At 65.5% G+C, this 22023-nt stretch carries 18 protein-coding genes and 1 rRNA gene; 4 read left to right on the forward strand and 15 right to left on the reverse strand.

Annotated elements, in window-relative coordinates:
- Positions 1-68: 68 nt before the first annotated feature.
- Positions 69-227 carry a hypothetical protein gene (locus PSEWESI4_RS10805; RefSeq protein WP_187671210.1) on the reverse strand — a complete coding sequence of 53 codons (159 nt, stop codon included), beginning with the start codon at positions 225-227 and terminating at the stop codon, positions 69-71.
- Between the two features lie 276 nt (positions 228-503).
- On the opposite strand from PSEWESI4_RS10805, the gene PSEWESI4_RS10810 reads away from it, so the two are divergent.
- Positions 504-776 (forward strand): hypothetical protein, encoded by a 273-nt coding sequence (locus PSEWESI4_RS10810; RefSeq protein ID WP_187671211.1) that lies wholly within the window; start codon positions 504-506, stop codon positions 774-776.
- Between the two features lie 25 nt (positions 777-801).
- Here the strand turns inward: PSEWESI4_RS10810 and PSEWESI4_RS10815 are convergent, their stop codons facing one another.
- The 10 genes from PSEWESI4_RS10815 to PSEWESI4_RS10860 form a co-directional block, all read right to left on the reverse strand.
- The gene (locus PSEWESI4_RS10815) at positions 802-1713 is read right to left on the reverse strand and encodes a DMT family transporter (RefSeq protein ID WP_187671212.1); all 912 of its coding nucleotides are present in this window, start codon (positions 1711-1713) and stop codon (positions 802-804) included.
- On the reverse strand, positions 1713-2357 hold the full coding sequence (gene can, locus PSEWESI4_RS10820; RefSeq protein ID WP_187671213.1) for a carbonate dehydratase: 645 nt from the start codon (positions 2355-2357) through the stop codon (positions 1713-1715). Before can ends, PSEWESI4_RS10815 begins: the two co-directional genes overlap by 1 nt.
- A gap of 29 nt (positions 2358-2386) precedes the next feature.
- Complete coding sequence (locus PSEWESI4_RS10825) at positions 2387-4339, reverse strand: bifunctional metallophosphatase/5'-nucleotidase (RefSeq protein WP_328821859.1); 1953 nt, start codon at positions 4337-4339, stop codon at positions 2387-2389.
- A gap of 63 nt (positions 4340-4402) precedes the next feature.
- Positions 4403-5752, reverse strand: coding sequence for a flavin monoamine oxidase family protein (locus tag PSEWESI4_RS10830; protein WP_187671215.1), 1350 nt, complete (start codon positions 5750-5752; stop codon positions 4403-4405).
- A gap of 367 nt (positions 5753-6119) precedes the next feature.
- Positions 6120-6575: a ribosomal protein S18-alanine N-acetyltransferase gene (rimI, locus tag PSEWESI4_RS10835; RefSeq protein ID WP_187671216.1), complete on the reverse strand. Its 456-nt coding sequence runs from the start codon at positions 6573-6575 to the stop codon at positions 6120-6122.
- Positions 6568-7374, reverse strand: a complete 807-nt coding sequence (locus PSEWESI4_RS10840) for an energy transducer TonB (protein WP_187671217.1) — start codon at positions 7372-7374, stop codon at positions 6568-6570. The genes rimI and PSEWESI4_RS10840 overlap by 8 nt, the downstream gene beginning before the upstream one ends.
- A 93-nt stretch (positions 7375-7467) precedes the next feature.
- Positions 7468-9825 carry a DUF6160 family protein gene (locus PSEWESI4_RS10845; RefSeq protein WP_187671218.1) on the reverse strand — a complete coding sequence of 786 codons (2358 nt, stop codon included), beginning with the start codon at positions 9823-9825 and terminating at the stop codon, positions 7468-7470.
- A gap of 10 nt (positions 9826-9835) precedes the next feature.
- Complete coding sequence (locus PSEWESI4_RS10850; RefSeq protein ID WP_187671219.1) at positions 9836-10444, reverse strand: DUF6160 family protein; 609 nt, start codon at positions 10442-10444, stop codon at positions 9836-9838.
- A complete protein-coding gene (locus PSEWESI4_RS10855; RefSeq protein WP_187671220.1) occupies positions 10431-11633 on the reverse strand; it encodes a hypothetical protein in 1203 nt (400 codons plus the stop codon). The genes PSEWESI4_RS10850 and PSEWESI4_RS10855 overlap by 14 nt, the downstream gene beginning before the upstream one ends.
- 2 nt (positions 11634-11635) lie before the next feature.
- Positions 11636-12661 carry a DUF6160 family protein gene (locus PSEWESI4_RS10860; RefSeq protein ID WP_187671221.1) on the reverse strand — a complete coding sequence of 342 codons (1026 nt, stop codon included), beginning with the start codon at positions 12659-12661 and terminating at the stop codon, positions 11636-11638.
- A gap of 259 nt (positions 12662-12920) precedes the next feature.
- Here PSEWESI4_RS10860 and mksB point away from each other — a divergent pair, with 259 nt between their 5' ends.
- The 3 genes from mksB to mksF are packed head-to-tail and all read left to right on the forward strand — an operon-like array spanning position 12921 to position 17759.
- The gene (gene mksB, locus PSEWESI4_RS10865) at positions 12921-14225 is read left to right on the forward strand and encodes an Mks condensin complex protein MksB (RefSeq protein ID WP_187671222.1); all 1305 of its coding nucleotides are present in this window, start codon (positions 12921-12923) and stop codon (positions 14223-14225) included.
- Positions 14226-14232: 7 nt separating this feature from the next.
- Entirely contained in the window at positions 14233-14925 is a 693-nt protein-coding gene (gene mksE, locus PSEWESI4_RS10870; RefSeq protein ID WP_187671223.1) for an Mks condensin complex protein MksE, read from the forward strand.
- Positions 14922-17759, forward strand: a complete 2838-nt coding sequence (gene mksF / locus PSEWESI4_RS10875) for an Mks condensin complex protein MksF (RefSeq protein ID WP_187671224.1) — start codon at positions 14922-14924, stop codon at positions 17757-17759. Before mksE ends, mksF begins: the two co-directional genes overlap by 4 nt.
- 411 nt (positions 17760-18170) lie before the next feature.
- Here mksF and PSEWESI4_RS10880 read toward each other — a convergent pair whose 3' ends face one another.
- From PSEWESI4_RS10880 to rrf, 4 genes are all read right to left on the reverse strand, one after another.
- Positions 18171-20456, reverse strand: a complete 2286-nt coding sequence (locus tag PSEWESI4_RS10880; protein ID WP_187671225.1) for a PqiB family protein — start codon at positions 20454-20456, stop codon at positions 18171-18173.
- Complete coding sequence (locus PSEWESI4_RS10885; RefSeq protein ID WP_187671226.1) at positions 20453-21073, reverse strand: paraquat-inducible protein A; 621 nt, start codon at positions 21071-21073, stop codon at positions 20453-20455. The genes PSEWESI4_RS10880 and PSEWESI4_RS10885 overlap by 4 nt, the downstream gene beginning before the upstream one ends.
- Positions 21060-21725 carry a paraquat-inducible protein A gene (locus tag PSEWESI4_RS10890; RefSeq protein ID WP_187671227.1) on the reverse strand — a complete coding sequence of 222 codons (666 nt, stop codon included), beginning with the start codon at positions 21723-21725 and terminating at the stop codon, positions 21060-21062. The genes PSEWESI4_RS10885 and PSEWESI4_RS10890 overlap by 14 nt, the downstream gene beginning before the upstream one ends.
- 211 nt (positions 21726-21936) lie before the next feature.
- A 5S ribosomal RNA gene (gene rrf / locus PSEWESI4_RS10895) occupies positions 21937-22023 on the reverse strand; the annotation flags it as partial.

Consider the following 22023-nt stretch of genomic DNA (forward strand, 5'->3'; position numbering starts at 1 on the left):
TGAAAAAGGGTCTAGCGCGAGCTAGACCCTTTTTTCTTGCCTGAAGAAATGCTGCTGGAGCTACGAATTCAGGCTGCGGTATGGCCGATCAACATGCCGTGGCGCACGCGGTAGAGGTGACCGCTGACCTGCAAGGTAAGTGGTTCGCGGCTGACGATTCGGGCTCCTTCCTTGAGTAGTTGATCGATGTGCGCGCGCAGCGCATGGAATGTCCGTTGTTCCTTCATCGGATGACGCCTCCTTGTTTTGCGGCCGAGCTTAGCAGTAAACGTGATGGACTCGACGCCTATAGCCGTGAACCTGTTCACACTTCTATCATGGCAAAGCAACATCACCCGGTTCGGCGGCCGTGAGGCTGGACCTTCCTGTCGGGCGCTCGGCGGCGAACCACGATTCGAGCCGGACAGTCCAAACTGACAGTCAGCCGAAACGCATGGGACATCGAGATGGAACGGGACAGGCACACACGATTAGAGAGTTTCAGCGCTCGCGAAGGTGAGCCGGTGGAGTTGGATGATCTGGACGACTACCGCCAGCCGGTATCCCGCAAGCTGGAGAAGCAGCGCAGTCTGGCCTTTCAGATCGCGCTGGGCATCTGGCTCGGCGGGGTGGCGTTGATGATCACCGGGTTCCTGTTCCACCTGTTGCTCATCAGCTTTGCCGGGAAACTGATGAGCGGGGAATTCTCGATCCGGTTCGACGCTCCCCGGCCACAAAGCGAGCAGTTCCAGGGCCATGGCCCGGAGCAGCCCGCGCAGGGTCCGCGCCGGAACTGATGCCTTTCCGCTCCCCTCAGGCCAGTCAGCTCCGAGCCGGTCGGCTGGCCAGCAGCAGGCCGGCGAAGATCAGCGCGCCGCCACTCCAGTGATAGGGCTGCAGCCCTTCTCCGAGCAGCAGCCAGCCAAGCAATGCGGTGAACACCGGCATCAGGTAGTTGCTCAGCGCCGCGCGGGCGGCGCCGACCACGCGGGTGCCGTGGTTCCAGAGGAAATAGGCGACCAGCGAAGCGCACAGCGCGGTGTAGCCGATGGCAACGAGGTTTTCCGGGCTGGGCGCGAAACGGGCGCCGCCGGCCAGTTCCAGCAGGTAGAGCGGTAGCAGCAGCGGCACGCCGAGCAGGATCAACGCCCCCAGTTGCACCAGCCCGGGCACGCCCTGAAGCAGGCCGGACCAGCGCCGCAGCAGCAATGTGTAGAGCGCCCAGTCGAACACCGCCAGGAGCATCAGCAGGTCGCCGGGGTTGAACGACAGCCCGGCCAGCACCCGCCAGTCGCCACGGCCGATCAGCCACAACAGGCCAAGGGTCGCCACGCCGATGCCGAGCCAGGCGCGGCGGCCCGGCCATTCGCCGAGCAGCAGGCCGGAGCCGAGGAACAGCGCCAGCGGCAGGCAGGTATTGACCAGGGTGAGGTTGAGCGCCACGGTGCTGTGCGCGGCGCTGTAGAGGAAGCAGTTGTAGCCGGAGATACCCAGCGCGGCGAGCAGCCACAGGCGCCAGCCGGCACGGCGCAGTTGCTCCCGGTGGCGCCACAACGGCACCGCGACGAAGGGCATGAGCAGCGCCAGGGCCACGCTCCAGCGCCAGAAGGCCAGGCTGAACGGCGGGATGGCGTCACTGAAGGCGCGCGCCACCAGGGCGTTGCCGGCCCAGAACAGGCAAGCCAGCACCAGGCCCGCCCATGCCAGCACGGGCGATTCCTTCCATGCAGGCATCAGCGCTGGCCGAGCGGACGCAGGCGATACTGCGGCGGCAGTTGTTCGATGCCGCTGACGGTGACGTTGAGGTTCTTCCAACGGCCGTCCTTGATGCCGTAGATGCAGCCGTGCACCGAGAGGCTCTGGCCACGGTGCCAGGCGTTCTGCACGATGGTGGTGTGGCTGACGTTGGCGACCTGCTGGATCACATTGAGCTCGCACAGGCGGTCGACCTGTTCTTCTTCCGTGGCGAACTGGGCGAGGTGTTCGCGGTGCTCGTAGTAGAGATCGCGGATGGTGCGCAGCCAGCCATCGATCAGGCCGAACTGGCTATCCTGCATGGATGCGCGGACGCCACCACAGCCGTAGTGGCCGGTGACCAGGATATGTTTGACCTTGAGCACGTCGACCGCGTACTGGATCACCGACAGGCAGTTGAGGTCGGTGTGCAGCACCACGTTGGCCACGTTGCGGTGGACGAACAGGTCTCCGGGCAGCAGGCCGACGATCTCGTTGGCCGGGACCCGCGCGTCCGAGCAGCCGATCCACAGGTATTCGGGCACCTGTTGCTTTGCCAGCTTCTCGAAGAACTGCGGGTCTCGCTGCTTGATGGATTCAGCCCAGCGCTCGTTGTTGTCGAACAGCTCTTGCAGATCACTCATCGCAGCACTCCTCTTTCGGCTGGCGCACCTTACGAAGGGTGCGCCACTTTGGCAAGCCGCCGTTCGCCCCCGCGCGGACGCAGACCACGCCACATCAACCAGGCAATCAGCAGCAGGCCCGCCCCGACCAGCACGCTGGCGCCCCACTGCAAGCGACCGGCGTTGCGGTACAGCTCCACCGGCGACAGGCTCGCCACCCGGTGCATGCGCGACTCGGCCGCCGCGCCCTGGGTGGGGATATCGGCCAGCCCGTCGCCGTCCTGGTCCGGCAGGACGCGGACATGGTCGAGCAGCGCCTGCCACTCCTTGTACTCCTGCACGCCCGGGGTCTCCGGGTCGGTATCGATCACCGTGTCCCGGATCTCGGCGTAGGGGCGCCCCTCGGCATCCTTGGGCACTACCTCCAGCAGGCCCTTGGTCAATTCCGGAATCAACCAGGTGAAGCTGCCGACGTAGCTGCTGGCACCGACGCTGTACAGACGCGAATCATCGAGATCGAGCTCCTGGTAGCCGCGCTGCTCGTCGCCGATCTCGATGCGACTGACCCGGTCGAACGGCACCCGATAAGGGTTATAGCTGAAGCGCACGCCGGATACCCGCGGGTAGTAGCTGTCGCTGTCTCGCAACTGATAGGCGAGCAGCAGCACTTCGAGGATGCTCTTGATCTCGCGACCGGTGAAATAGACCTTGATCAGCGGATAGCCCGGCGCGTCGTCGTATTCGCCAATGCCCAGCGGGGCGATGCGGAACAGGTCGGAAACCGCCTGTACGCCGCTGCGTCCATGGATCATGTCGTCGCGGATGGTGCCGTTGCCGGTGAAGGCCAGGTCACTGCCGGTAGCCCGGCGCAGGGCGTCGGTGACCAGGTTGGCGAGGACCGGGTCCTCGTAGGCGCGGGTCAGGCGGCGGTCGACTTTGGCCAGCGGCTGGTCGAAACGGTAACCGAGCGGTTCGAGCATGCGTTCGGTGACCGCCTGCTGGAAGTCTGCCACGTCACGGCTGATCGTCGCGTCGCCGGGAATGCGGTCGTCGATCGGATGCAGTCGATAATCGAGCATGCGCAGCTTGCCGTCGTCGCCCAGGGCCATGCGCAGTTCGCCGAGGTGCTGGATTTCCGATCCGGCCTGGACCACCGGCACCCGGCCGCCCACCAGCACCGGCTGCGCCAGCGCGGTATGCGAATGGCCGCCGACGATGATGTCGATGCCCGGCACCTGCTCGGCCATCTCCACTTCCTCGCCGCGCCAGGAACCGTCGGCCTGCTGGTTGACGCCCATGTGCGAAAGCAGGATCACCACGTCGACCCGCTCCTCCTCGCGCAGCGTCCTGACCATCTCCCTGGCGGTCTCCAGCGGATCGGCGAAGGTCACCGGGCGGGTCATCGGCGCCACGTCGATGGCGTTGTAGCCGAGCAGGCCGAACAGCCCGAAACGGATGCCGCCGCGCTCGATCACCTTGTAGGGCTGGATGCGCCCGGCCTCCTGGTGCGCCTGCAGGGTATCGTCCTCGGGACGCTCCGGGTCGAAGCGGATATTGCTGGACAGCACCGGCACCAGCTTGTCGCCCAGCGCCTTGTGCGCCACAGACAGCATGGCGGCCAATCCTTGCGGGCGGAAATCGAACTCGTGGTTGCCGAGGGTCGTGGCGTCGTAGCCCAGCTCGCTCATCAGGCGCAGTTCGCCACCGATCTCGCGGGCCACGGTATGGAACAGCGTGCCCATGGTGAAGTCGCCGGCATCCAGCAACAGCAGCGGCTGGCCGGCGGCGGCCGCGCGGCGCTGGTCGATCAGCGTGGCGAGCCGGGCAACGCCGCCGACGGTCCCGTCGTCCCCGGTGGTCGCCGGGGTGTACTCGTTGTTCGGGCCGAAGCCGAGCAGGCGCGATTGCCAGTCGTTGGTGTGCAGCAGGGTGAATTCGCGCTCGGCAGCGCCGGCCAGGCTGGCGGCGAACAGGCAGGTGGCGGTGATCAGGGTACGGAACATGGTCATCCTTGGTCGCGTGAGGTGCGCCGGGCGCATCGGAATCTGTACGGGGATAAGCTCATTTCAGGCAAGTCGTTGCAGCACTTCGCAGGCGGCGCGTTCGCCGGCTTCCACGGCGCCGTCGAAATAGCCCATCCAGCGGGTGGCGGTCTCGGTGCCGGCGAAATGCAGGCGGCCGCACGGTTCGCGCAGCCGCGCCGCGCCGCCGCTCCACAACCCCGGAGGAAACAGCGCGGCATAGCAGCCACGGGCAAAGGGTTCGTCGGCCCAGCATTTGTCGACGTACTCCAGCGGCCGCAACGCCGCATCGCCGAAGTAGCGGGCAAAGCACTCCAGCACCGCCGCGCGGCGCTCATCGACCGGCACAGCGCTCCACTGGCGCGCTTCGTCGCCCTCGATGAAGCCCATCAGCACGCCCCTGGACGAACCCGGCAGGCTGTTATCGAAGGTCAGCCGCACCGGCCCGCGCTCGCTGGTGACCTGCCCGGACAGGCCCCGGTCACGCCAGAACGGCGAGTTGTACAGCGCCATGCACTTGATCACCGAGCCCTGCGGCAGGCGCTGCAGCAACTGGTCGCGCCAGCCGGGCAACAGCGGTTCCTGGGCAATGCGCAGCAGCATCGTCGGCGGCATGGCGAGGATCACCCGCTCGGCCCGATGGCTGCCACTGTCGGTGACCAGCTCGACACCGGTCGCATCCTGGCGCAGCGCGCGCACTGGCTGGCCGAGTTGCATCGCATCGCCAAGACGCGCCGCCAGTTCCTCGCTGATCCGCTGCGAACCGCCGACGATGCGGTCCTGCTGGGCGCCGTTGCGAACACCGAGCAAAGTGTCCAGATCGGTGCCGCTGCGAATGTAGAACAGCACATGGAGGAACGACAGTTCGTGCGGCGCGGCAGCGAACACCGCACCACTGACCAGTTCCATGACCTGGCGGCCGTGGGCGGTCTTCAGGGTGCGACGAGTCCACTCGGCGAAGCTCATGCGATCCCACTCGGCGGCGCGCGGATGGCGGCCAGGATCATCGAGGGGAATCTGCCGGGCCAGGCGATCCAGACGCAGTTGCGCCTGCAGCACGTCGAGCAGCACATGGGGCGCGAAACGCGGGATGGTGCCCCGGTAGGGCTTGAGCTTGCCGCCGAACAGGGTCAGGTTGTCACCCTGGTTCCATAGCGGGAAGGTTTCCAGGCCGAGTTCGTCGAGCAGGGCGAGGATGCGCTCCTGGGTCGGGCCGACCCACTGGCCGCCGACTTCGACTACGTCACCACTGGAGAAACGATGGTTCAGGGTACGCCCGCCAACCCGCTGGTTGGCCTCCAGCACCTTGACCCGCTTTCCGGCCCGAGCCAGCCGCCAGGCGGCGGTCAACCCGGAAATCCCGGCGCCCACGACGATCGCGTCGGCTCGGCTCATCGGTTCTTCCCTGTCGTTGTTATTGGAGGATGAAGGGTAAGGCAGCGGCCAGTGGTGGGTAAAAGCCGTGGCCGCCACCAGGGGTGGCGGAATGGGACAGGTTAGGTGCGGGTTTACGTAGATGCCGGCTTGTCTGCTGTTGGGAGAATGCCCTGGACCACGAAGTCGGGTTCATGCTCCGCCCCTCACCCCGGTCCTGGCTGCGCGCCCCGCTCCCGAGGGGAGAGGGGGTTATCGCGGCCTGGCCCTGACACTGTGTTTTGAAGCGACCTCGACCAGTCCCCTCTCCCCCTGGGAGAGGGTTAGGGTGAGGGGGCAGCGTTGTGCAAACCACGATCTCTTCTGCCTCACCTCGTGGCCAGCACCACTAATCAAGCAATGTACAAGCCATCACCAGGGCATCCTCACGCCCACCCACCGCCGGGTAGTAATCGCGCCGGCGGCCGATCTCGTTGAAGCCGTAGCGCTCGTACAGGCGGTAGGCCGCCTGGTTGCTCGCGCGTACTTCGAGGAAGCATTCGCGGGCGTTCAGTTCGGCGGCGCGGCGCATCAGGTGTTCGAGCAGGCGCAGGCCAAGGCCGCAGCCCTGGTTTTCCGGCTTGACGGTGATGTTGAGCAAGTGTGCCTCGTCGAGGATCACGTTGATCACGCCGTGGCCGACCTGCTGGCTACCCAGGAACATCAGCCAGCAATCGTAGGAATTCAGCGCGTCCTGGAAGATGCCACGGGTCCAGGGATGGCTGAAAGCGGCGTATTCGATTTTCAGGACAGCATCGAGATCCGCCGCGCTCATCGGGCGGAAGGAAAGTGCATCGTCACTCATTCACAATGTTCCAGCGGCGCATGATCCGGCGCATCGCGCGCCACAGCTCGGCCTTGCGTTCAGGCTCTTCCATCAGCAGCTCCAGCCCCGGCAGCGCCCAGGCGCTGCCCAGGCCGTCGACCCGCAATTCGCGGTTGAAGGCTTCGGCGTCCGCATCGCCGGCGAACCGTACCGCCGGCAGGCCAACCAGCCACAGACAGGCGCAAGGTTGTTCCTCGAACCGCGCGGACACGAAACCCTGCACGTACTCCAGCGCCGCTTGCGGCCCCTGGTCGAGGGAGCCGCGGGTCATCAGCGGCCAGCGCACCGGCTCGCCGATCAGTTGCGGGCTGTCCGGCAGACCGGCGGCCCGCAGCAGATCCTTGAGCAGCAGGTAGGCCGGATCGCGGCTCTGGAAGGGTTCACCGGTGGGCAGCTCGACCAGCAGCAGGCACTGGCCGGCACGCAGCAGTTGCAAGGCGAAACGCGGCGGAGCCTGGCGCTCGACCACGGGAGGCGGGGCATCCACGGCTTCGGGCTGCGGCGCGGGAGACGCGGACGGCGCAGGCGACGAAACCAGGGCGGAACGCGCCTGCTCGATGCTCGGCCGCTCGCCCTTCGGCATCGGCGGTGCAGACACCACGGGCGTTTCGGCGACCAGTGCGGCTGGCGACGATGGTGCTTCTTCCACCGGCGGCTCGGCCGGCAGCAATAGCTCGGGACGCGACGGCGCGGCGAACGGCAAGTCCACACGCGGCAGCCAACTGACCACCTGCATGGCACTCAAATAGGCGCGACGGCGCTGCTCGGCATTCAACACGGGTTCACCCTGCGGTTACGACAGGCGTCATTGTGGCGGGAAACGGCACGGGCGGGAAGGATGCCGCGACCACAGGGTGGATGCTCCGCTCCTCTAGTTGATCGGCGTGGCGGTCAGGTTGGCGCGGATATCGGCGTTCTGCGCCTTGATGCCGAACATCGCGGTGCTCGCGCCGCCTACCGGATGGACGTTCTGCACGCGGTCGACGTTGATCTCCTTGAAGCGGATCTGGCCGTTCACCGCGAAGCCCAGTGGGTCCGGGCTGACGCTGCTGCCGGCATTCGGCCCGCTCTTGATCTTCACCTTGGTCGGCGCGACGTCGAGGTTGAGGTCGACCTGCAGGCCGTAGTCGTTCCTGTCGGGATTGGCGGGGTCGCCGTCGGCGGTATAGAAGTTATCGACCACCAGTTGGCTGCCGGTGCCATTGATGGGCTTGCCGTTGGCATCGGTGTTGCGCTTGGTTTCCCAGATCACCTGGTTGCGCTTCTCGTTGCTCGCCACGCTGTTCGCCGGGTTGCCGCTGCCGTCGCGGACGAACCGGCTCTTGAGCTTGACCGACACGCCCTCGTCGCCGCGATCCTCCCAACGCCCGCCACTGGCCGAGCAGGCCGCCGCATTGGCGCCGGAACCGCCGACGCACAGCGCGCCGGCGCCACCGGAGCTGAGCGCCAGGGTGGAGCCGCTCTCGTAGCGCTTGAGGACGATGCGGCCGAGGCTGGTCCCGGTGGAGCGGTCGCCCCAGCGCACGTCGGAGACGTCCAGCTTCGACCAGTAGGTGCCCTTGCGCAGTTCCACGCCGCCCTTGTCGCTGCCGACGCCAGTGCCGGCGCTGATGTCCAGCGAGCCGTCGCGGAAGTGCATGTCGTAGTTCATACCGTCCAGCCACAGGCCCTTGCCGGTCTCGTCGACGGTGATCGCCGCGCGCGATTCGGCGATGTAGAAGTCGGCGTTGTAAGTCAGGCCGTCGCCCACCGCGCCGCCTGGCAGCAGGGTCAACTGGCCGTTCAGGTTGAAGTCGAAGGCCGGGAAGATTTCCATCAGCACCAGCAATTCGGTGCCGCCCTGCAACGGCGCATCGGGCGAGCCGACACGCAGGCCATCGAAGCTGTAGCTGCCCTTGACGTTGCTGAGGCCCACGCGCAAGCCGTCGAAGTGACCGGCATAGCCGCTCTGTTCGGAGCCGCCCCAGATGCTCGGGTGGCAGCCGGGGCCGGCGGCGGCGCAGTTCTTGGTCAGGTCGAGAGTGATCTGTCCGCTGCCGTGGGTACGCAGGCCGCTGAACCACAGGCTGTTGCCGTTATCGGTAAGCGACACCGAGCTGTCGCGCATGTTCCAGCTCAGGTCGGCGCCGATGCCTTTCAGCCCGGAAGTCGGATCGCCGCCCGGACGCAGCTTGAGCCAGTTCTGCCGGGAGCCTTCGTCCTGGAAGACGAGGTCGAGGCCCAGGCTGCCGAGCTTCTGGTTCGCGCTGTTGCCGATCACCAGGCCGCCCAGGGTGGCGTTCAGGCGCAGGTCGGCGAAGGCGATCCTGGCGTAGCCGCCGAGGGCATCCTGTTCGAGGTCGAGGGTCAGGCCGGAGTTACTGCTGAGCAGACCGGAGAAGTTCTCGGCGCGCAGCACTCCGTCGTCGCGGTACTCGAACAGGCTGTTGGCGATACTCAGGTTGGGGCGTATGCGCAGCCCTTCGCCACTGGCCCCGCCGCCACCGATGCTGAGGCTGCCGCCGAGGTTGAGGTCGAGCTTGATCTGCCCGAGGCTGCGTGCGTGATTGGGGTCGCGGGTGTCCGGAGCGCCGGGGGTGACGACCTGTCCGGCCGGATCGCCGTGCGCCAGGTCCAGGCCGAGACCGCCGATCTGTCCGACCAGGCGGGTGTCGCCGAGGCTGAGCTGGATCTCCTGGCCGCTGCCGCCGTTGACGATGTCCAGATAGGCGTTGTTCAGGTAAGTGTCGAAGGACAGGCCATTGACGATCAGGTCGAAGCCGTTGTCGCGGTAATAGAAGGTCACGTCGCGCAGCGAAAGGTGGCTGTCGCTCACCGCGAAGCCGCTCACCCCGCTGGCGCCACCGCCCTTGAGCTTGAGACTGTAGCCCAGGCTGTAGAAAGCTCGCATGGAGCCGAAGCTCTTGGTGCTACCGGCCATCTCGATGTTATCGACGCTGAGTACCTGCGGCCTGGAGCTATGCTCGATACGCAACCGGTCGTCCTCGACGTCGAGGGTGGTCGTGCTCTTGCTGGCGGCGTCCTGCGGCCGGCCGCTGACGCCCTTGAAGCTGAGGGTCTGGCCGTCCTCGATGTAGCTGATGCTGCCGGCTGACCAGCCGGGGCCGGTGGTTTCCATGCTGATGCCGTCACGCCCGGAGACGCTGGCCAGGCTGTCGTCGTCCAACGCCTGCATGGCCTGGGCCAGGGGGCTGAGCAGCAGGGGCAGGAACAGCAGGGTTCTACGCATCGGACCGTCCTCAGTTCTTCGGGAACACCAGCACGTTGCCCTGCATGCGGATGGTGCCGTCGATCCTCGCCGAGAAGATGTTGGTCTGCTGGTATGACGGATCGCCACCGCTGGCCGCGCCGATGGCGTTGTTGCGCCAGCCGCCCTGGCTAGCCACGCCGAAGGAGAAGTTGCCGTCCTTGAAACGGATCTCGTTGGGCAGGCCGAACTCCAGCACGTCCTGGTTGAAACCGGCGCCGTCGCCGTTGAAGCCGCTGTCGATGGTGCGGGTACGCAGGGTCAGGCCCTCGAAGCTGAAGATGCCCTTGAGGTTGTCCAACACGTACCAGCCGCCATTGTTCTCCGAGCGGATCGCCAGACGCATCCCGCAGGCTTCGGCCGGCGCCCCGGTGCCGACACCGGCGCAACTGCGCTGGCCGGCCGTCCACTGCGCGGGATTGTTGCTGGCCGGCGTCGTCCACAGCACGCCGCCGTCCTTGTTGATGCTGAACTCGCCGGACAGGTAGACCCCGCCCTGCCCGCTCAGTTGGCTGAGGGACTCGTCTTCCAGCGGTTGCAGTTCGGCGTGCGCCAGCAGCGGCGCCAGCAGCAGCCCGATCAGCCCTCTAGCGCAGGTCATGGCTGGTCACCTTTATGTAGTTGATGGTCAGGCCGGAGATTTCGTTGCGACCGAAGTTGTAGCCGCCGCTCGGCAGACCGCCGGCGCCAACCCCGCTGGCGCCCGCCGGCATGGAAGGAAAACCGCCGGCCGGCGGCCGGCCCAGGCCGACGTTGAGGTTATCGAACACCAGGGTGGTACGCGGGACAGTGGCGTAGTACTCCGCCGCGATGGCATTGCGCTGGGCCTGCGGGAGCGCCGGGTCGACGGGGCTCTGTGCCTTGATGACGAACTGGCCGTCGCTGCTCACCCCCAGCATCAGCGGCTGCAGCTTGCCGAAGCCGAGGGCGATGTTGGCGAAGCTGTTGGTGGTATAGACAGTGCCGGCCAGCGCGGCGCTCGGCGTACAATCGGCCTGCCCGCTGCCCCTGGTGCAGGCGCTGATGTCGAAGGTCTTGGCGAACAGGTTGATGCGTGTCTCGCTGACCAGCAGGTTGCGCTGCCGCTGCTCATCACGGTCGTACAGGTTCGCGCCCCACAGACGCAGATAGGAGCCGTCCATCGTCAATTCGCCGAAGTCGATGTTGAGCACATCGGCGCGGCTGTTCTTGACCACCTCGAAATCCAGGCGAATGCCCAGGTCAGCTCTTTCGCTGGGCCGGCTGGAGCAGTTGCTACCGGCCGGCGCATAACCGCTCACGCATGCCCCGCCGCCACTCTGCAGGCGTTCCGGGAAGTTCAGGCCGAGCACTGCGATATTGTCCGGAGTGGTCTGCACCCACTGGTTGGTGCCGGTCGGTGCCCAATACTGCACTGTCCTGGTCGTGCCGCCCTCGGTGACCTGCTTGCTCTGCAAGGCATAGGTCTCGCTCAGGGTGCGCATCTCCTCTCCCTTCTCCAGGCCGAGGGAGAACGGATGGCTGAGACGGCCGAGGGTCACCGGCTGCAGGTTGGCGCCCTTGTTGCTGCCACTGGCCCCCAGGTACAACTCGGAAACCCTGATCGGCATGTTTTCCGTGGTGGAGCCGTTACTGCGGGTGATGTCGTTGATGACGGTCTGGGAGCCGCTCGCATCGAGCAGCACCTGTTCCAGCACGAACCCGAAACCGGCTCCCTGCACTCCAGACATCTGCTCGTCATCCAGCTCGCGCAGCTCGGCCCGCACGGACAGCGCCAGCAGGGACAGGACGGCAAAGCTCAAGGCGCGCATGATCAGCACCCGTGCGTGGCGGCGCCGAGGCAGGTGTCCCGCCGCGCGATGCCTTCCAGCGCCTGCTGGAAGCTGAGGGTCACCGCGCCCGAGCCATCGGCGTTACGCGGCATGTTCATGAAGGCGCCGGCCAGCGCGGTGATGAAGTTGTTGGCGTTCTGCGGGTCGCGCCAGTTGACGTTCTCGGTCTGCAACGAGATGAACACGCCCTTGGCGGTGTCGAGGAACTGGTTGGTGTTCACGTCGTACCGGCCCACCGGCAGGGTCTTGTAGTCGGATAGGTTGAAGCAGGTATTCACGCCGAGCAGGTTGCAGTTCTGCGCGGTGAATAGACCAAGCAGGAAGTTGGCAAAATCGCTGTTGCCAGGCATGGACAGTTTGGTGCCGTCGGCCAGGCCGGCCATCTTCGCTCGTACCGGGTCCGGGTCACCGCCACTGTTCACCAGGGTGGCCTGCGCCTTGAAGTCCTCGTTGCCCCACACTCCGGCCACCAAAGCCTTGGCTGGCAGACAAACGAGGAAGTCCCAACCGCAAGTGATCTTGTCACCGAGATAGCTACCCTTGCCGTAGATATCGATCGCCAGGTTTCCGGTGAAACTGTTTATGTCGCCGGACAGGAAGCCCTGAGCCTCACCGAAACCGATTCGTACACCGACCACGCGGTTGTTCTTGTAGGCCAGCTCGAGGTAAGGATTGCGGATCAGGAAAGGATTGATGGTGTCGTCGGCGTTGACCGTGCCGAGGGCGAAGTTGTTGATCGAAAGGTCCGCCGGTGCGCTTTCTCCGGTACGTGCGTAATTCCCCAGCTCCAGCTTGTTGATGTTCAACTGGGTATTCACGTCCAGGCCGAAATTGACCCGTGAATAATTGATCCCGTTGTGGCTGTCGGTGGTCAGGTTGATGAACGCCTGTCCGGTGATGTCGGACAGCTCGTGGTCCTCCAGGGCCTGCATGCGCGCCTGGGCGGTGGCGGCCAGCAGGCTGCTCAGGCAGACGGCGGCAAGACGGGCAAGGATGGGATTCGGCATACGAACACCTGCTTATTATTGTGCGGGCCGGATGCTGACTCGGCCCCGTATGGTCACTATGAAACAGCGCCGGCAACCTCAGGCCCGACCCATAGTCGAGAATCGGGCGTCAAAGGCCGGTCACGCAGCCGCCTGGCTGTTACCCATCGCCACAATCACGTAACACACCTGCCTCTGATCGATTGACGCTCAAGCCAGGCGTGCCCGATGCAGTACAATCCGCCCTTTCCTTTATCCACAGGCAATCCGCGGCCCATCGATGATCGACCCCAAGCGCGTGCTACGCGCCCTCGCCGAACACTGGACGTTGCTCGAACCGCTGTGCGAACGATTCGACCAGGGCACCCTGAGCCTGGTAGAGCTACGCAACCAGCTCGCCGCCCAACTGCCGGCCGGCACGCCCGCCGACCTCACCGCCCTGCTCGACCAGTGGATCCGCCTGGACATCCTCGTCCCGGTGGCCAAGAGCCCCAACCGCTTCGAGCTGAACGCCCAGATCCACGACTTCCTCGCCTACCTGCGCCGTGAGCACCGCCTCGGCCTGTGCCTGGAGATCGAAGCCTACCTGCGCCACCTGGAGCGCCTTGCCGGGTACATCCAGGACGCCTTCGAGATCCGCGACGGCAACGACCTGGCGCGCCAGCTCCGCCTGCTCGACATGCGTGTGCGCGACGTACTGAAGAAGCTCGGCAACGACGAACAGGCGCTGGTCGCCGTGGCCGAGCGGGCCAAGACCAGCGACCGGCAGATTCCCCTGCGCCAGCGCTATGCCGAAGTGCTGGCCACCTGGGACGAATACGTCGAGCCGATGATCCAGCTCGTCGCCGCCGATGGTGCCTTCGAACAGGGCGTGCGTCGCGTCGAGCAGGTGCTGCTCAAGCTGCTCGGCGACCAGCAGCGCCTCGGCCAACTGGTCGACGACGACCTGCTGCTGCGTACCCACGCGCGCATCCTGGAGATGCAGACCACCGCCCAGCTCACCCTGCGCCGCGCCCGCGAACTGCTGCTGCCGTTACGCGAGGAAGCGCGCCGGCACAACGCGGTGACCCGTGGCGCCGCGCTGGCGCTGGCGGCGATCCGTCGCAAGGGCCTGGATGCCGTGCCGCAGGCCTCTCTGCCGCTGTTCACCCGCCCGCAGAGCACCTTCCTCGGCACCGCCAGCCAGGTGGAAAGCTATGTATACGCCCTGGCCCGCTTCGAACCGAAGCCGGCGCACTTCCCCAGGGCCAGCGGCACCCGCAAGGGCGACACGCCGCGCGCGCCGAAAACCGCGCGGGAAATGCTCGAACGCTGCGAACAGGCCCTGCCGCTGCCGGACCTGATGCTCTGGCTGCTGGAACAGGAGCCGGACGGCGCCACCGACGAACTGCTCTACTGGTTCTCCCGCCTGTCCCGCGATGCCCGCTTCCAGCGCGAACGCCTGGAGCGCCGCGACTACCTGACCCGCGAGCACCAGGTCAGCCTGAGCTCCTATGCCTTGATCAAACCTGTAGCCGCGAGCTCTGCTCGCGAACCCGCACAGGACGCTTCGCGAGCAAAGCTCGCCCCTACATCAGTCGGATGATTCCCGCATGAACATCGACCTCAAAGAACTCTCCCAACTCGCACCGATCTTCCGCGAGCTGTTCAAGGGCTACCACGTCAGCCAGCGCGACGCCGAGCTCTACGCCCAGCTTTCCAACCAGCAGGACGCCTACCGCGCGCTGTTCCGCGCCCTCGGTTTCGAACTGGTCTGCGACAGCCGCGGCTTCTACTACTTCGTCCCCGAGCAGATGGGCGCCCAGGTCAACAAGACCGCCCAGCGCCTGGCGCTGTTCACCTTCATCCTCGTCGAGCACCTCGCCGACCAGGGACGCGACCCGCTGGCCGTGCTCGACGGCGGCAGCCTCGGCCGCGACGAACTGCCGCCACTGCTGGAGAAATACCGCGACCTGTTCCTGCAGGCCGAAGTCACCACCCAGGAAGAACTGGAAGAAAAGGTCATGCGCCGCCTGACCCAGCTCGGCTTCGCCGCCGAGGACAACGGCGTGTACCGCTTCCTGCCACCGATGCACCGCTTCCTCGACGTCTGTCTCGCCGTGCAGCAGGACCGCGACCTCGCCGCCACCCTGCACAGCGACCTGCCGCTGCCGACCCCGGAACTGGTCGCCGAGGATGAAGACGAGATCGTCAGCCTCTCCGCAGCCCCAGAAACCGCCGACGAAGACGACGCACTGGCCCGCGCCATCGCCGAAGAACGCGCCCTTCAGGAGGAAGACGCATGACCCAGGAACGCTACGGCATCCGCCGCTTCGCCCTGCTCAACACCGCCGGCTACAGCCTGGGCATCTTCCCGCTGGAACAGCCGCTGTCGATCTACGGCGCCAACAACCTCGGCAAGTCCGCATCGATCAACGCACTGCAGTTCCCGATCCTCGCCCGCATGTCGGACATGAGCTTCGGCAAGTACAGCCTCGAACAGTCGCGCAAGTTCTACTTCGCCTCGGACACCAGCTACATCCTGGTGGAAATCGCCCTGCCCCACGGCCCGCACGTGATCGGCGTCGGCGGCCGTGGCCCAGGCGGCGGCTTCGGCCACCAGTTCTTCGCCTACGCGGGCTCACTGGACCTCGCCCACTACCAGAAGAACGGCACCTGCCTGCGCCTGCGCGAGCTGTTCAGCAACCTCGAGCGCGAAGGCATCCATGCCTACGAACTCAAGCCCGAGGAACTGCGCCGCCTGTTGGTCGGCGGGCATACCTCCATCCCGCTCGACCTCACCCTGATCCCGCTGCGCTCGACCAGCGAACAGAGCCTGAAGACCTTCCGTGCGCTGTTCATCAACCTGCTGCACATGCGCGAAATCACCGCAGCGAAGCTCAAGCAACTGTTCCTCGATGCCTTCGAACACAGCCTGCGCTCCGGCAGCGTCGACTACATCGCCGCCACCGAAGAGGCGTTCCGCGATGTGCGCCGCATGGAACAGGACTACCAGGCGCTGGTCGCCTCCGCCCCGCTGGTCGAGGCGCTGTCCGCCGGAGTGGCCCAGCGCGAAGTGCTGCGCGGCAAGCTGCACCGTCTCTCGCCGTTGCTCGACAACCTGCTCGGCACCTGGCAGGACTACGCCGGCGCACGCAAGGAAGAACTGGTGATCCAGGCCGAACACTACCGCCGCGAGCAGGACGGCCTGCAACACGAGCAGCGCGGAGGCACCGCCGAACTGATGCGCCTGGAGCGGGAGATCAGCGAAATCCAGCGCTGGCTGGGCGAGCTGGCGGTGCTGAAGAACCGCTTCGCCCTGGTCGAGGACGCCAGGGTGCTGGAAGAACAACTGCTCGCCGCCAAGGACGCCCACGACGAACTGGCCGGCGCCCTGGCGCAGTCGCGGCAGTTCTCCGCCGAGGACCTCGACGAGCGCGTCCGCGACCTGGAAAAACGCCTGAAGTCGGTCAGGCAGCAGCTCGACCACGCCGACAACAACAGCTACGCCCGGTTGCGCGAGGAGTTCAGCCAGCAGGACGTCGAGCGCCTGATGCGCCTGTTCAACGGCGCGCTGTTCAGCCTGCCGCTGGGCGAGAAAGGAATCCAACTGGACGACGGCGACGCCTGGGTGAAATCCCTGGAAGTCGTGCTGGACGGCTTCAAGGGCCAGCATTTCGAAGTGCCGGGGCTGACCATCGACCTCTCCCATATCGAGCCGCCGGCCCTCCAGGCGCTGGCCGACCGTGCCGCCCTGCGCGACCAGAAGGACCGCCTGGACCGCGAGCTCAAGCAGCTCAAGACCCAGCAGGCGGTGGCCGCCGACCGCGCGGCGAGCAAGGCCCAGACCGAGCAGTTGTACCAGGCGGTACTCGACGCGCAGAAGGCCTTGGAAGACTTCCGCCGTTGCCAGACGCTTTCCGCCGAAGAGTCGGGAAAACTCGAGCTGCTGGCCCAGCACGAAGCCGCCCAGGACGAACTCAAGCGCGCCAGCGACGCCTTCACCGAACGTGTCCAGCAACTGTCCGCCAAGCTGCAACTGGTCGGCCGCCAGCTCGCCGACCTGGAAGCCAAGGAACGCACCCTGGAAGACGCCCTGCGCCGCCGCCAGTTGCTGCCGGCCGACCTGCCGTTCGGCACGCCGTTCATGGACCCGGTGGACGACTCCCTGGACAACCTGCTGCCGCTGCTCAACGACTACCAGGACAGTTGGCAGGCCCTGCAACGCATCGACGGGCAGATCGACGCGCTCTACGCGCAGATCCACCTCAAGGGCGTGGCCAAGTTCGACAGCGAGGAAGATCCCGAGCGTCGCCTGCAACTGCTGATCAACGCCTACGCGCATCGCCAGGACGAGGCGCTGACCCTGGCCAAGGCACGCCGCGCGGCGGTGACCGATATCGCCCGCACGCTGCGCAACATCCGCAGCGACTACGACAACCTGGAACACCAGTTGGCGCTGTTCAACCGCGAGATCAACCGTCGCCAGGTCTCCAACCTGGAAAGCTTCCGCATCGTCCTCGCCCCCAACCGCGAGGCGCTCAAGCACATCGACCAGATCATCCACAGCGCCGGCCAGTACGAGGAAGGCGAGACCCTGTCGGTGTTCGACCTGAGCCAGTCGGCCGACCAGGACGCCAAGAACGAGGAAGCCAAGGAGTACCTGGCACGCCTGGTGGCGGCCAACCACAACCAGCTCGGTCTCAAGGACCTGTTCGAACTGGCCTTCGAGATCACCAAGGTCGGGGGCCAGCCGGTGATCCACACCGACATCGACGGTGCCGCCTCCAACGGCACCACCATGACCATCAAGGCGCTGACCAACATGTACCTGCTGCTGCACCTGATGGACCGCGAACAGGCCGGCAAGGTGCGCCTGCCCTACTACCTCGACGAGGCGGCGGACATCGATGAGCGCAACCAGCAGGCACTCATCGAGACCAGCGCCCAGCTCGGCTTCACGCCGATCCTCGCCTCGGTCAAACCGCAGGTCTCGGCCCAGGTCGCCATCGACCTGGAAGGCGGCAGCGGCCCGAGTGGCATCTACATTGACGAAGCGGACTGGAAATACATCAAGCGCCGCGAAACCGCCAAGGCCCCGGAAGCGCCAGCGCAAGAAGAAGCCGCCGAACCGGCCTGACGGCTGGCCATGCCGCTTCTACGTCAAGCTTTTTCGCGGCCATGGGACTGGGCGTCCCCGCCGATCCTACAAACACGGCCTCGATGCCGACCTGTAGGAGCGCGCCATGCGCGCGATACCCGGCAACGTCCAAGGCATCGCCAGCAAGCTGGCTCCTACAAAAGCGAACGAGTAGCCCGGATGCAATCCGGGAGGGCTTCCCCGGATTGCATCCGGGCTACGTGGTTGGAAATACATCAAGCGCCGCGAACCGGTCGCCGGCAAGGTCACGGAAGCAGAGAAGGAAAGCGCCGAGGTCTGAGGCAGTGCAGTAGCCTGGGCCATGGGGTCAAAGCCATGGCCGCCCCTCACCCCACCAAGAACAACCCGCCACAAAGCACAAGGGCCGCAATCGCGGCCCTTGTCTTTTCCCTATTTACCGATCGGTATCTTCGGCGTCCACAACAGCCACTCGTCCTTGGCATCGTCGAACAGCGGGAAGGTCTGTCCCGGCCTGGCCGGCGGGCTGTCTTCCGGCGAAGCGAATGCGATTCCCCCGGAAATCAACGCCTCCAGCGATTCGGTACGCACCTTGACGCCCTTGAACAGGCCAGCATCCACACCGATACCGCTGGCATTCCAGAACCGGCTGCCGCCACGCACCAGGGGCACGTAGCGCGGCTCGATCCGCACGCGGATCAGCACCTGGTCGGCCTGAGAGCCCAGCTCGAAGCCGGTCACCTCGCCCACCCGCACCTCACGGAAAGTCACCGGCACTCCCACCTTGATCGAGCCCAGCCTCGAAGCGCTGAGCACCAAGCTCAGGCCCTCCTCGCGGGCAGCCTGGACCGGCGCCTCCTTCAGCGCGGTGAAGTCGGTCTGTGGCGCCCCGACCTTGCCGCCCGGCTGTACCTGCAGGTACTGGCCGCTGATCAGCGTCTCCAGGTTGGCGGTGCGGATCAGCCCGAGCTCCGGCTTGACCACCCAGAAACGGGTACCGGAACGCGCAATGCGATCGGATCCCTGGGTAATCCGCGCGGAAAGGATCACCCCCTCCAGATCGTCGGTCAGCTCGACCGTCTCCACCTCGCCGACGTCCAGCCCTTTGTAGCGAATCGGCGTACCGGGACGCAGGCCATCGCCACTGTCGACGCGAATCCGGACTTCCTGCCCGGCCTGCATGGCGCTCTCGCGATCGGTATGCAGTCGGAAACGCTGGATCTTGCGGCTCACCGGCGCCTTCAGGTCCGTGGTCTCGAAAGCCACGCCTCCAGCCAACAGGGTCTGCAGCGACTCACTCTTGACCTCGATACCGCTCAGACCGCCGCTCAGAGTCACTCCGCTGGCATTCCAGAAGCGTGTCGAGCTGTTCACTAGGTTGGCGTACTCCTGCTCGATATGCACGCCCAGCAGCACCTGCCGTTTATCCCTGGCCAACTGGTAGCTCTGCACCGTACCGACCTTGAGCTGGCGGTAAAGCACCGGGCTGCCCAACTGCAACGAGCCGAGAGTGTCGCTGAACAGTACCAGATGCAGACCTGGCGCATCGATGTTCAGCGGCGGCGCCTTGGGCCGGGCAACGAAATCGCGGCGCATCGGCTTGCCCTTGGTACCGGGACGCACGGCAATGTAGTTGCCCTTGAGCAGAGCCTCCAGGCCGGTGATGCCTGCCAGGGATATCGACGGTTTGACGACCCAGAACTCGGTATCTTCGACCAGGTACTCCTCCCCTTGAGGATCCAAGGTCAGCTCCGCGGTGGCGGAATTCGGGTCCTGCTCATTGATCTTCAGAGCCTTCAGCGTGCCGACCTGAATGCCGTTGAACAGCACGGGCGTGCGTCCCGCCTGCAGGCTCTCGAAGTCGCTGAGCTTGAGCGTGATCTTGATGCCGGCCTGGGCAGCATCGAAGTCCTCGTAGAGCCGGAAGGGAATGCTCGGATCGGTCGGTGGGCTGTCGCTGCGATTCTCCGGAGTGGCGAAGGCGATGCCACCGGCGACGATGCTGGCCAGCGACTCGGTGCGCACCTTGAGGCCGGACAGGTCGGCATTGACAGTCACCCCGCTGGCGTTCCAGAAGCGCGTATGCTTGCGCACCAGACTGGCATAGGCCGACTCGATGAAGACCTTGATCTCGACTGTCTTCTGATCCTCGGCCAGCACATAGCTCTTCACCCGGCCGACCTGGATCTGCCTGTAGAACACCGGGCTGTCACGGTTCAGCGAGCCGAGGCGCTCGGCTTTCAGGACCAGGTGCAGGCCGGGCGCATCATCCGGCATCGGTGGCGGCTCAGAGAGCGCCTGGAACTTGCGAGTCGGCTCCCCATCGGCGGGACTTACCGCAATGTAGTTACCGGAAACCAGGGTTTCCAGGCCCGTGATCCCTGCCAGCGTCACGCTCGGCTTGACCAGCCAGAAACGCGTGTTGGCGCGCAGGTGCGGCTCGCTCTCCTTCTCCATCTCGATGGTGGCGATCACTCCGCGAGTGCCGTCCAGGCTGAGGGCCGTGATCTTGCCGATCGGCATCCCCTTGTACATCACTTCGGTCTTGCCGGCCTGCAGGCCGTCGCCGGACTCGAAGAACACCTCGATATCGATCCCCGCCTGGCTATAGGCCCGCCAGCCGAGCCAGCCGCCGATCAGCAACGCGATCAACGGCAGCACCCAGATAGCGGACCAGTTGGAGGCGGGGCGAACCTTCGCCGTTGGCAAGTCAGTCATGGTTGGTCATCCGATTCCGTATTGTCCCAGATCAGCCGGGGGTCGAAGGTGATCGCCGCGAGCATGGTCAATACCACCACGCAGCCGAACGCCACGGCCCCCATATTCGCTTCGATGCTTGCCAGGTTGCCGAACTTCACCAGGGCCACCAGGATGGCGATGACGAAGATGTCGATCATCGACCAGCGCCCGATCCACTCGATGAAGCGGTACATCAGGATGCGCTGGCGCGCCGACATCGGCTGGTGGCGCTGCACCGAATAAAGCAGCAGGGCGATGCCCACCAGCTTGAAGGTCGGCACCAGTATGCTGGCGACGAACACCACCGCGGCGATCGGCCACATACCGTAATGGATCAGCTCGACGACCCCGCCCATGATGGTCGATGGCGCACCCTTGCCCAGGCTGTTCACCGTCATGATCGGCAGCAGGTTGGCCGGGATGTAGAGAATCGCCGCAGTGATCAGTAGCGCCCAGGTCCGCACCAGGCTGTCCGGGCGCCGCCCGTGCACCACCGCGCCGCAGCGGGTACAGGTCTGCCCGTGGCTGTCCGGGTCCAGGCGGTTGAGCTGGTGGCATTCGTGACAGATCAGTATCCCGGCATCAATCGCGCGCAAGGCCATCCTCCCGCTCCCCTGACAAGGCCTCCCAGATCTGGTGCGGCGACATGGTCACCTCCAGCCATATCTGGGCCAACAGCAATCCCACGAAGCAGGCCAGGCCTATCCCCAGGCTGACGTCGGCCAGATCGACCAGTTTGACGATGGCCACCAGGGTGCTCATCAGGTAGACCTCGAGCATCCCCCACTCGCGCATGTGCTGGTAGATACGGTAGATCAACAGGCCATAGCTGCGCCCGATATCCCAGCGGATGCTCAGCAGCACGCAGAGCTGGCAGAGCAGCTTGAGCAGTGGAATGCCCATGCTGCACAGGAACACCAGCACGGCGACTTCGCCCATGCCGCTTTCATACAGGGCCAAGACGCCAGTCCAGACCGTGTCATGAGTGGTCTGGCCGAGCAGGTTGAGTTGCATGATCGGCAGGAAATTCGCTGGCACGTAGAGCAGCAGCGCGGCGATGACCAGCGCCAGGCTCCGAGTGACCACCTGATGGCGATAACTGAACAACTCGTAGCCGCAGCGGGGGCACTCGGCACGCTCGCCATCGACGAGATGGGGCCTGCGCAGCAGCAGGTCGCACTCGTGGCAGGCAACCAGCTCCTCCAGAGGAAGCTCCGACAATTCTCGGGAGTCGGCCGTATCAGGCATGGGCGAAGGCTCAGTCATATTCGGAGGCTATTCTACAGTTCCGTACCCTGCCCGCCAGACTACGTGTCTGAGTCCGATCCCAAGGTTATATACGAAACTTCCCCGAGGGTAAGGCCAGACGTCGTGCAAATGCCCACGTGTACGCCCGTATTTTCTTCTGCGCAAAGAGAAACCCCCGACCTGTTGCCAGGACGGGGGGTTCGGCATAGGAGCTTGACGATGACCTACTCTCACATGGGGAGACCCCACACTACCATCGGCGATGAGTCGTTTCACTGCTGAGTTCGGGATGGGATCA

This window comes from Zestomonas carbonaria (genome assembly GCF_904061905.1).
Classification (GTDB): domain Bacteria; phylum Pseudomonadota; class Gammaproteobacteria; order Pseudomonadales; family Pseudomonadaceae; genus Aquipseudomonas; species Aquipseudomonas carbonaria.